Annotated in this window: 5 protein-coding genes; 1 reads left to right on the top strand and 4 read right to left on the bottom strand. The window is 42.9% G+C overall.

Annotated elements, in window-relative coordinates; translation table 11 throughout:
* Positions 1–293 precede the first annotated feature (293 nt).
* A complete protein-coding gene (locus tag RM811_RS12665) occupies positions 294–5,753 on the top strand; it encodes a hypothetical protein (protein WP_402524746.1) in 5,460 nt (1,819 codons plus the stop codon).
* A gap of 128 nt (positions 5,754–5,881) precedes the next feature.
* On the opposite strand, the gene RM811_RS12660 is transcribed toward RM811_RS12665, so the two are convergent.
* From RM811_RS12660 to glnD, 4 genes are all read right to left on the bottom strand, one after another.
* Positions 5,882–6,553 carry an endonuclease gene (locus RM811_RS12660; protein WP_402524743.1) on the bottom strand — a complete coding sequence of 224 codons (672 nt, stop codon included), beginning with the start codon at positions 6,551–6,553 and terminating at the stop codon, positions 5,882–5,884.
* Between the two features lie 313 nt (positions 6,554–6,866).
* Positions 6,867–7,094 carry a hypothetical protein gene (locus RM811_RS12655; protein ID WP_402524741.1) on the bottom strand — a complete coding sequence of 76 codons (228 nt, stop codon included), beginning with the start codon at positions 7,092–7,094 and terminating at the stop codon, positions 6,867–6,869.
* A gap of 254 nt (positions 7,095–7,348) precedes the next feature.
* Positions 7,349–8,641 (bottom strand): UbiH/UbiF/VisC/COQ6 family ubiquinone biosynthesis hydroxylase, encoded by a 1,293-nt coding sequence (locus tag RM811_RS12650; protein ID WP_402524739.1) that lies wholly within the window; start codon positions 8,639–8,641, stop codon positions 7,349–7,351.
* Between the two features lie 381 nt (positions 8,642–9,022).
* Positions 9,023–11,734: a [protein-PII] uridylyltransferase gene (gene glnD / locus RM811_RS12645; protein WP_402524737.1), complete on the bottom strand. Its 2,712-nt coding sequence runs from the start codon at positions 11,732–11,734 to the stop codon at positions 9,023–9,025.
* Between the last annotated feature and the right edge of the window lie 357 nt (positions 11,735–12,091).

Genomic DNA, 12,091 nt, shown 5'->3' with positions numbered 1-12,091 from the left:
TTATCAGATTGTTCAAATTTGAGTTCCACAAAAATGCACCTTCTGAGTGATCAATTTACAAAGTACTATTTTAGGCTATATTCGTTGGCACGACCGGCTTTTGAAGATGCAAACGTCTTCTGAAGTTACGGATTCAGGTGGTAGTCAATACCTCTGGCACGAATGTGTAATTATTCTATTGATGCTTTGAAATTTCCCGAAAAGCGCAACGAGTCATCGATCTTTTATTTAGTAAAACCTTAACTATATTTCTTATTGGCATCTATCCCGGCACCTATGTTGAGGCTTAGTGAGTGAAAGTAAAACCAGAAAGCTTTAAAAGTTACAGTCAGGCTGTTACTGGTACGAAAGTAACTGTTAGTCCGAGTGGTCTAACTTGGGCTGAAGTGGCCTCCAAAAAAATCCCAGGACATGCTAATGGACAATCCACAAGCAAGTCAGATATTCACAAGTACAGTGTTTATCAAGTGTGTAATCAAAAGACCCCGGGATTGGTTTCGACGAGCAGTGCTGATACCGTATCACAACGTGATAAATCTAAAGATGAGAGAAAATTAAAAGAGTTAACCAATGTATCTGCTATAACATTCAAGGCTACAGTTTCATATGCGAATACATTAAAAGAAAAATCAGGTGGTTTAAAAATAAAAGAACCTATAGCTGAAAGCAGGGGTGATATTTATATCAATACAGAAAATCGTACCATGGTTAATAGATCAAAAGATGAATCTTCAGTATTGAGCTATGCATCTGTATTGAGGGGAGTAATTCATGGGGGTGGGCAGAAAATCCGGAAACAAAAAACAGTAACTTTAGAGAAAGTGACTTTAGATGGTGTCAGCAAACTTTGGGAAAAATACCGTAAAATAAATGTATACGATGTGGAGCGGAGAAATAATAACAGATTGAGCATTGTTAAAGGAAAGCTCGATTTAATGCAGAATATTGAAAAAATATGGCGCAGGCATAAATTGGTAGACATGGGTAAATTAAGCCTTTGTGTAAGTTATTCCAGTCCTCTAAGAAAAATGGAGTACTTATATGAAATCTGCTTCAATACAATATTGTATGATTTGAAGGGGTATCTTGAAGAAATAAAAATAAATAGTGGTGTGGCCGATGTGGATAGGAATAAATTGGTTTTGTTATATAATCACTCGTGGATGCTGAGGGACAGAGTATTAGGTGAAAAATATGAATATTCTCCATCCAGTATTATTAAATCTAATGAACTGGATAAATTAGAAAATTTTTTAAAACATATTCTTTTAAGCTATGTATTGCCAATAGTAAAAAATCAATATGCAAGGGATTTTTATCAGCTTTTTGATAATTCATTGTTCTTATTGAGACACTATGTTCCGCTGATAAACGCCTTTAGAGCAGGTTCAGATAAGTTCATCCAGGCTCTTACTGATAACATCTGCATGGTTATAGGCGCAATGTGGCGTGATTTTTATATACAATTGAGTAGTCAATCTTATCAAAATGCATTTCATTGTTTTGATAAATATATTTGCGAAAACAGTGATATTATTACACAGCAACGAGTTCCTAGAACATTTGAAATCTGTAAAAATAAGATTAAAGATGCAATTGCTAAAGTAATCCTGAAAAAAACACCTTCAGATAAAAAAAATGATATAGCTGGTCTTTGTGAAAAATTCAGAAACAAAGGTTGGGTAAATAAATCTCAGTTAATCAGGGTCAGGCAATGGGCAGCTCAAGAACCAGCCAGGATAGTTGAGGGAACGATTTCTATTGCTGAAAAGGCAAAAACAGAAATGCCGACAGATTTTCGGCAGAATGAATTACAAATAGAATCATTTGATGGTGCTGCTCATTCTTCAACTAATTCAAATAAAGAAACAACTGTTTTTCCGATAAAAAAAGAACAGTCTGAAGATGGCAGTATTATAAGAGCAGAAATAATATATGTCTCTCTTGAAGATATTGAAGATATTGTGGGAAAAATTGAATTTAACAGTTTTTCCAATAAAGCAATACGACCTGCAATTCCAACAGCTGCGCGTCTAAAAAGCCTATTATACGGAGATCAAGAAATTTATAATAATCTCTTGAGTTATCTGGAAAATAAAAAGCCAAATGCTAAAGGCAGACTTAACCAGCAGCAGCTGGCCCTGGAGTGGTTACGAATATTAGCGTCAGATAATTTGAGAGATAATCTGGCTAATGTATATGGTCGACGTCAGTGTGCGCTTATATTTGTATCCTGTATTCGTCGCTTACTGGATGAATATTATGATCGGCGTAGAGAAGATATAAAAGACTCTTCGCAATCAAGGTGTGATGATTTTTTATTGAACAATATTGATCTGATAAAGTATGCCAAGTGTGGGTTGTTAACGATTATTAAATCAAATCTTCAAAAAAAAATTAGTATTAAACTGTTAGAAGATTTATCTAAAATGATCGAAAGTACGGGTTCGGAAAATATTATTATGGGGGGTGATACGGAAGATGAACTGAATCAATCATTCAATGTGGTCTCGTTGGGTGATAGCAATGTGGGAAATAAACAAAATATAGAAATGAACCGTGAAAGTGAATCTTATTGCACAACGGCATTCGGAAAAATAACTCACTCCGGTAATGAGCGGGTCAGCAAGCCAGAAGCGATATCGACGATTTCTCCAGGAAAAATAAGCTGGGCTAAAATAGTCGGTTTTCCAGTAATTCCATGGAAAAAAGCAGATGTAAAATATGATGCTGAGACTGATAAAGCTGGTCATGGCATCCACAATCTGGAATCAGAACCCTTTACCAAGGCTGAAGAGAGCTGTGTTATAAATTCTGGCATATTATCTCTCTCCCCTGAAGATATTGTGGGTAAACTGGAATTCAACGCCTGTTACAATATGGCAATACAATATGCAGTTCCAACAGCTGATCGGGTAAAGAGCCTCTTATACGGAAATGAAACCATTTATTTTATGCTTTTGGCTGGCCTGAGGTATACGAAAGCAAGGACTAAAGACAAACATGATCAGCAACAGCTAGCTCGTGAGTGGTTGCATATACTATTATCAGATAATCTGATAGGTAATCTTGGGGGGTTAGTTGGTCGGAAAAAGTGTGAGTCGATATTTGTACATTGTACTCGTCGCTTATTAGATGAAGCTTATGATTTAATTCGCGCAGACTCCTCAAAGAAGAAATATCATGATTTTTTATCGAACAATGCTGCTCTAATAAAAGCCACTCTTCGTGACTTAATGTACATCGCTAAGTCAGGTTTTGAACAAAACAAGACTTATGATTATCTGATAAATGGGATAAACACATTGCTTGGAGATATGGCTTCGAAAGCAATTCATATGGGGGGGCAGAGTGCAGGTGAAGAGCGCCAATCATTGGCAGTGGTCTTATTGGATGATGGCAATGGTAAAGATAAATCAGATAAAGAGTGGATCAGTGAAAATGAGCGTTCTTGTACAACGGCACCGGGTAAACATCACTCCGGTAATGAGCCGGCCAGCAAGTCAGAAGAGGTATCGACTATTCTTCCGGACATAAAAACCTGGGCTCAAATGGTCAAGCCTCCAGTAATACCAAAGAAAAATAAAGTAGATGTCAAATACGACGCTGATCATGTTATCCATAACCTGAAAATAGAACCCCTGACAGAGGCCCAGGAAAGAGTCATACATCATGCAATCCGGGGTAAACCTATGGCATTGTCAGTACCTGTTATGTCAGAAAATTCTCCTGGCCCAAAAAACTGGTCTCAAATGGTCAAACTACCAGTAATACCAGAGAAAAATAAAGAGGGTGTTAAATACGACGCTAATCATGGTATCTGTAACTTGAAAATAGAGCCCCTGACAGAGGCTCAGGAAAAAGTCATACATCATGCAATCCCGGATAAGCCTATGGTATTGCCAGTAACTATTGCTTTAGAAAATCAAAATCATACCGTTGACCAAAATAAAAGATTATCCGTTCAACCTGACTGTCTGAAGAAGGACCTTTTGGATCAGGATATAGAGGCTACAGATGAATTGATGGGGTCAGCTATTAAACGAGAGAATACATCTCCGGATAATCAGGGAAAATATCGGCTTAAAAAGAAAACAGATCCTGTTAAAAAATATTTGAAATCCGTTGAGGGTAGCTCAATACGCAGCCCGTCAGCTCTTAATGTTATTCGGAATGGATCTTATTGTGACGCTGTTTACAAAAGTTTCCAGAACAGATACAAAGAGACTTTTGACAAGGCTGTTATTTTCTTACCACAGTTGGTTACTGAGCTTCTGAAAGATAAACCCATTGATAAAAAAAGTAGCATTGTAAACCTTGTTTATAAATTAATTTTTTTATATGTGGAAAAAGCAACTGATAGAATTGTTTCTTTTGACTCAGGGGGGCATCCTGAGCATAAAGAAGATGTTTTCCTCGACCTTGATCCTATCAGGAATGTTCACAGTTACCTCCTTGGTAAGGGCATGCTTGTTTCTGAAGAAGATAAGCAGGGCTTTGAATCTATTGTTAAAGACATTCAGGAAATAGAATGCCGTTGTCGATCCTTTGTGATTGACAGGTTGAATAAGCTGTACTCTGAAAAATCTCCTGATCTTCAGGAAATCTGTCGAACAGTTAGAGCAGGTTTGTTTCTTGATGTTATAAATAAAGATTATGCAAGAAGGATGCTTGATAACTCTGATTATCTGAATCAAATAGATCAGACTCTTGATTTACTTCAGGCACTGACACTTCAACGGTTATTTCAACAAAATCTGTCTACAGATGATGCCCATAATGTTACTGATATACTGGAGTTCGCAACTAAGTTTGATGATAGGTTATCAGGCCCTGCTCTAAGTAAAAATGAAAATAGTGGCCATGAGAATTTGCCTTCAGATATTGATGAGACGTTATGCTTTAAAGTATTTCGTGGGCACTTGATCACTTGTTTGCGCTCATATACTTCTAGAGCAAACAATGACGTTGTATCATCTGAAAAACAGAAAACAAGGCTGGATTCCAAGGGTGAAGAGATTAAGCGGATAGCAGATTCGCCTGAAATGAAAAAAATCAGCGAAAAAATAACTGACTCTGTTAGCTTGTATCGCAAGCCTCGTAGTAGAAGTGTGATCATTGAATATAGTCAGATATTGAAGGATCTGGAAGGATTGAAACGTTTGTGTTCTGATTGTAAGTCCAGTTATTGGGCCGATCAATTTTATACTTCGCTCTATTGCTCATATGTATTGAATTTAGTTGATCATACTGTTTTTGTCCGTCGATCTCGTCATTCCCTATCTAATTGTGTGTGTTATCACAAGCTTTTAAAGCTTTGCATTGAACAATTTAACAAAATGGATATGAATGGCTTTTTCTCAGAAGAGCAGTGTTCCAGAATGGATAAATTATTGATCAGGGTATTTTCTGCGACTGCCTTTGCTCTTAAAATATATAATAAATCTTGTGTGGAAAGCTCGAATCTTGATGAGTTGATACTCTATAATTCATATCAGGTTAATAACCTTGAAAGGCTGGGAACAAATTTATTTGAAAATATACATGAAATAGAAAAATCACAATTTTCCAATCAAGCGTTATCGGATAAATCCAGTGAATGTGTGAAGCTTTATAATGCCTGCTCTGAGGGAATACGTAAGGATATAGCGTTAAGAACTACTCGCTGCACAGAGCATAGTCCTCATGAGGAACATCGAAGTTTATTGGATATAACAACGGTAGTATCGAGAACAAAAAGCGGTGTGATATAAAATTATGGAAAACGGTTATAAGAAATGGATGAAGTGGCTAATGGATAAAAAGCTCTGCTCGTCTTCCTGCCTCTTTATCATGAAGACGAGCACGGAGTGCATAAAAATTTTCAGAAAAACGAAGGTGTCTATCCTTCGTTGACACGTTCAATATACGGGTTTCCCCAGCCCTGAATAGCACTGATTTTCCGGTTACGATCTGACTCCCAGGAGGTGACTGGATACATCTTATTCCATGCTTCAAACAGTTTCCTTTCCTTATTACTGAGCTTCAGAGCGTATTGATCCGACATATACAGATATATTCGGGCAATACTACCCCGCTGAGTCTCAGGTGGCTGGGCTACTCTGGCTTTGAAATCAACCCGAAAGTCACACTGGCCATAATATTTCGGTGCATTTTGCAAATAGCCAAAGCGATAATTGGAGCGGTCACCATTCACTTCACCCACGGCCGGAACCAGGTTGTGCAGGTCCGCTTCCATCGCACGAAATTCAGGGTTATTTCGAGTGCAGTTTTTTCTCCCTCCCTGTTGCCAGCACTGTAGTTGATGGCCAAATGCCCAGGCTGGCATCACATGCTCCCATTCAATACGGCTGGCCCGGGTTTTCTGTTTTCTGATGGTATAGCCACAGGCTTCCAGATCCGGAACCAGCTTTTTGCCTACCTTTTTGATGGGGCAGCCGCAATAAAAACTAACAAGGTTTTTGTCGTATATTTTTGCAGCCTCTCGTTTAGCACTGTAAAAACTGGTGGGTGGGCTGCCATAAAGGACAGAAGAAAAGAAAAAGACAGTCAAGCCTGCTATCCAGGCGCGGGTAGGCATAAGAAACATGGTTTTTGGCGAGATAAATTTTAGAAGAAAGGAGTCAAGGTCACTATCGAAATGCTGGAAAGTGATCTACTTATACGACGATTATATCCTAATACATGGTTTCATTGAAATTGACAGATGACAAGGTTGGGTCGAGCGAATGCGAGCCCCAACAAACTATCTGCAATCATCGGAGAAATTGTTGGGCTCACTCTGTTCGACCCAACCTGCAAAGCAGGCGCAGACATCCGTAGCAGATTTATCACTACCATCCTGTGCCTGAAATACCGGCACGTCTTTAAAGCTTATCTGCACTGGTTGATTTGAAGAGATCAGAGATCAGTAAACTGAAAACACCGCCGACCAAAATAACAAGGCTAAGACCTGCGCCGGAAGTAAAGGACGCCCAGAGAGAAGTCTGTTCTATGGTGTAATACCAGGCGACACCCGTCATAAGCCATAACCACCAGAATCCCAGAGAGGCTATGGCTGTGAGCCGGAAACCTGTTGATATTTTCGTTCTCATAGTCTGCTTCCCCAAGCGGCTTTGTACGAGACCATCTTATGCCTCAATTGCACGTAGGGGGATCAGGGTTTTACGCAAAATTCGTATCTGTCTTTTGACGTGAAAGAAAGTTGCCATGGAGTTACAAAGGCACGGAGAAAAGCAAAAGCTTTTACTCTGCGCCTCTTGGTGAAATCTTTCATGACCGGAGGTGACGAACCATCGTCATGGACATTTGTGATGGGAAAACGATGAGCAGGATTTGATGGCTGCCGTCAGAGCTTCTCGCCGGTGGCCAGCTTTGGCTGTTTTCCAGCAAGTCCCATGGCATATTTCATGACCTGATTAACGACGGGTGACATCTTTCCGGCGAGAGCAAGCCCGGCATTTCGGAAGAGCTTCAGAGGACCACTTTGATTGCTGAAGGTGTGATAAAAGCCATCCATAACATTCATCATCAATGCATTATCAGCCTGTCTTGCTTTTTCATATCGCTTTAGAACTTGAGGGCTTCCCAGATTTTCATTCTGCCGGCAGGCATCAACCAGTATTTCGATCAGCCAGGCGGCATCCTGAAAGCCAAGGTTAACACCCTGTCCTGCCAAAGGGTTGATGGTGTGAGCAGCATCACCAGCCAGAACGACACCGGGACGGTAATATTGGCTGACATGACGCCGGGCGATGGGAAAGGCCCCTCGTTCATGGAGTTGAACAATTTTCGGAAGCTCGGCAGGGAATGTTTTAACCAGTTCTTTTATTAAAGCGTCATTGGAAAGGGCCAAAAGCTGTCGGACTTTTTCCGGTTGGTGGTACCAGACAATAGAGCCGTAACTTCTTCCATCAATATCCGGTAGTGGCAGAAATGCTTCGGGGCCAGTGGGCGTAAATGCCTGCCAGGTAATATCCTGAGCACCTCCTTCAATCTCTACGGTTGCCACCAGGCATTGCTGTTCATAGTCCCTCTGCTCCATAGCCAGTCCAGCCGCCTGACGAACACGAGAGTTCGCGCCATCAGCACCCACCAGAAGATCACCGTAAAAACGACGACCATCAGATAATTCAACCAGAGGCCTGTTTGCTGAGGTGTCGATCCTTTCGATACTGACCGGACTGATAAACGTGATTGATGGACAGGATCTGATCGCTTCCAGCAGACCCAGTTGGGTAACCCTGTTTTCTACGATAAAGCCCAGCTGTGGTTGATTGATCTGCCGGGCATCGAACATCACGCGGTTGCTTCTTGAGGACAGCTCCTTTCCCCAGGGCGTATGCAGTTTTTCCCATACGGCCATACGACGATAGGGGGTCATGCGCATTTCTGTCATGTGGGGCCAGGCGCCAAGCTGGCGGAGAATTTCTTCTGAAGCCGAACTGAGTGCAGAAACTCTCAGTTCGGGAAGCGCGTTTTCGGGCAATGGTTCCGGCTCGGTGTGATCGAATACCGCAACCTTTATTCCCTGGTTACCCAGTCCACAGGCGATAGCGGCGCCCACCATGCCACCACCAACAATGAGAACATCGTAGTGGCTCTCGGAAGCGCTTTGGGCAGAAACATTTATTTTTGTCATACATCAGCGCCGGCAGCGCGCTCCATCATCAGATCAATCACGGTTGTGATCTTTTCATCGAGGTTGGAAATAGTCAAACAGAGTATTCGAGAAGGTGGTGGAAACCAGGCGTTTTAACACCCAACCGTCATCCCCGCGAAGGCGGGGATCCACTGCTCGAGATAGATTCCCACTCTCGAGATGGATTCCCGCCTTCGCGGGAAAGACGGTGGTGGTATGAATTGGCATTTAAGACCTTTTGCAACAGCCTCCTTCATGGGTAAGGGGCTTGGCCATGAGTGTCAGATTTCAGCTCTATTTTAGAGTAACTGAACCGTTATTTAGCATTAACGTGTGCCAGAAATACTCTGGCACTTTAATCTCATATTTGTTGCCTGAACGTTATGGTGTTATGGCATCAAGGCTGGATGCTTCTCGTAAAACCCGGCTTAATGCGGCACAGATTTTCTTGCAGCTTTCGGCATCACGAATGGTATCGCCATTACTGTCTGTAATAATAAAACTGTCTTCAACCTTTTCGCCGAACGTAGCAATTTTAGCACCGTGAACCTGCAATTTAAGCCTGGCGAAGGTTTTTCCTATCAGAGCCAGCAGGCCAGGACGGTCTGTGGCAGTAATTACCAGAACGGTTTGTCTGGGTTCAACCTGATTGCTGATCAGGACAGCCGGTTCACGGTTGAAGTAACGAAGTTGTCGAGGGGTTCTTCGGCGAATGAGTCTTGAAAATTTATTTGGTGCCGCCAATGTGTTTTGTAAATGAACCAGTATATCAAGGATACGTTCCGGGTTAGGGCCAATAGCCGATCCGTCTTCCTCAAGAACGGTGTAGGTATCCAGACTGAAGTTGCTTGCAGAGGTAGTAATTCGAGCGTCCTGAATAGCCAGTCCCAGCTGATGGAAAGCAGCAACCGTTGCGGCAAATAAATTGGACTGGTCATGGGTATAGACAAAAACCTTTGAACCCTGATGCTCATAGTCATCTTTGACTTCCGGAATAAGTATCAACGGTTTGCCTGGGCTATGGTCCAGAATTCCTTCAGTCTGCCAGCTGATTTCATCGCTCTGGTGACGAAGAAAGTATTCATCATTGAACTGTTCCCATAGCTTCAGAATCCATACTTCTTCAAAGCCCTTCTCCTTGAGTAAGGCCAACGCCTTTTGTTGGGTATTGGCAATCTGCTCATTGAGTTCAGGAAGGTTATCAATCCCCCGTTTCAGGAGCTGCTGGGTTTGTGAAAATAGCTGTTGCAGGAGGGAGGCTCTCCAGCCATTCCATAACCCGGGGTTGGTCGCATTGATATCCGCTACCGTCAGCAAATAAAGGTATTTCAGCCTTTCCCTTGTGCCGACGCGGCGGGCAAAGTCCTGGATGACGATAGGGTCAGACAGGTCTTTTTTCTGGGCAGTGTGCGACATGGTCAGGTGTTCCTGAACCAGCCAGACAATCAGTGAAGTATCTTCTTTGTTCAGTCCATGCACCCGGCAGAATTTTTTGGCATCCACTGCGCCCAGTTGCGAGTGATCGCCACCACGACCTTTACCGATGTCATGATACAGGCCTGCCAGATAAAGCAGTTCGGGTTTTGGAATTTTATGAATAATGGTTGCAGCGATGGGGAACTTCTGGTGACTCTCTTTGCAGGAGAAACTACGCAGATATTTGATCAGCAACAGGGTGTGGGCATCCACTGTTAACGTATGAAACAGGTCATACTGCATCTGACCAATGATTTGTCCGAATTCTGGTAGATATCGGCCCAGAATGCCGTAACGGGCCATTCTTCTCAGAGTGGTCGTCAGGGTAAACGGCGCGCGCATTAATTCCAGAAACAGCCGGGTGCATCGCGGGTCTTTACGAAAGGTGCTATCCACCAGGTGGCGGTAGTCTCTGATTAATCTTATGGTTTCCGCTGTCGGTCCCTGGATGGTCTGATCCCTGGTGATAAGGACAAATACTTCCAGTAGCGCGGGGGGGTATTCTGCGAAAACTTTATCGTGAACGGTTTCAATATAGTTGTTGCATACTTGAAATCGTTCGTTGACAGGGCGAACTTCCTGAGATTCGCCGGCGCCGAGAATATCATCATCAAAATGTTGAAGAAGCAGGTCTTTTAACTGGCTGACAATCATGACCGTTCGAAAATAGCTTTGCATAAACTGTTCAACGGCCAGTGCGCTGGTGTGGTCATGATAGCCAAACTGGCTGGCCAGTGTCTGTTGATGGTCGAATAGCAGGCGGTTTTCACTGCGCCCGGTCAGTGAATGCAGGGCCCAGCGGATTTTCCAGAGAAATGCTCTGCATCGCAGCAGTTGCTGGTGCTCAACATTGCTTAGAAAGCCAAGTTCCAGAAGTTCAGCGGGGTCATGGGTTCCGTAGTGTCGTCGAGCTACCCATCCCAGCATATGCAGATCTCTGAGTCCACCTGGAGAGCCTTTAATATTGGGCTCCAGATCATACTCGGTATCATTGTATTTCCGGTGTCGCTTACGTTGCTCTTCAAATTTTGCCTGCAGATATCGCTGGCTTGGCCACATATGTTCGGTGTCAGTGATATCCAGCAAACGTTCATGAAGGGCTACAGGGCCTGATATCACCCTGGATTCCATCAGGTTGGTGATGATTGAGAGATCGTTGGCGGCCTGGTGGGCGCACTCAGCAAGAGATCGCACACTGGATCCGACGTTCAGTCCTATGTCCCAGAGTAATGTCAAAAATTGTTCAATGGCATTCTGGTGCTCGTCATAGTGGTCTTCTTCAAGCAAGATCAGGATATCTATATCGGAACCGGGATGTAGCTCCCCTCGTCCGTAGCCACCAACGGCCAGCAAGGCAGCAGGGCAGCCTTTGCTCCAGTCCCGATGCTCCCATGCCAGACACAATACCTGATCAATAAGCCATGCCCTGGCAAATACCAGCTGCTCAATATCCATGCCATCCATAAACCACTGATCCATTTTGGCGGTGGCTTCTTTGAGGCATTTTTTGTAGGCAGGGATTGGCGTTTTGGCAATGGTCAGGTCTGCACGGAACTGGCTTTTGTTAAAAAGACGGTCTTTAACGGATGCCGGGATCTTCTGGAAAGGATTACTCATTATAGGCTTCTGTCTTTTATTTTTCGCTCAGGGCTGTTGTCGGCTCAGGGCTGTTGTCGGCTCAGGGCTGTTGTCGGCTCAGGGCTGTTGTCGGCTCAGGGCTGTTGTTGGCTCAGGGCTGTTGTTGGCTCAGAACGTTGAATCAAGACCTGATCGTGAGAGTGTGTTGAACCGGATTATGGGCATCTTAAAAGGATTGGTGAAAAAAATCAGTACTATAATGGCTTTGTTTCTCCTGAATAGACGTTGATCGGGTTTGCCTTCTTCTTTATTTTCATTGCATTTTCTGCGTGAGTAATACGTCACTATGAGTATATTTTCTTCTGGTCAAATATGGGCTGCAGTTGACTGGGGAGC

This window comes from Endozoicomonas sp. (assembly GCF_031844845.1).
GTDB lineage: Bacteria > Pseudomonadota > Gammaproteobacteria > Pseudomonadales > Endozoicomonadaceae > Endozoicomonas.
This window is presented reverse-complemented; position numbering and strand designations above follow the sequence as displayed.